Raw genomic sequence first — 269 nt, 5'->3', positions numbered from 1 at the left:
AAGTGCCTCTTGTTTTAATAATGACGTTTGCATTATTATTCAGTTCTTACACATGTGGTATTGCTATTTACTACATGCGCCAAGAAAAACAAAAGTTAATGATGTTTTGGATGATCATTACGTTACTTTTAGGTTTAGTCTTTGTTGGATTCGAAATTTATGAATTCGCACACTATGCATCAGAAGGCGTTAACCCAACAATTGGTTCTTACTGGTCTAGTTTCTTTATCCTATTAGGAACGCATGGTTGTCACGTATCGCTAGGTATC

Annotated in this window: 1 protein-coding gene; it reads left to right on the top strand. The window is 35.3% G+C overall.

What is annotated here, in order from left to right; genetic code table 11:
• On the top strand, positions 1 to 269 hold a 269-nt coding region (locus GUI70_RS25730), incomplete at both ends, for a cytochrome c oxidase subunit 3 (RefSeq protein WP_202630604.1).

Source organism: Deinococcus alpinitundrae, assembly GCF_009982895.1.
Taxonomy (GTDB): Bacteria; Deinococcota; Deinococci; order Deinococcales; family Deinococcaceae; genus Deinococcus; species Deinococcus alpinitundrae.
This window is presented reverse-complemented; position numbering and strand designations above follow the sequence as displayed.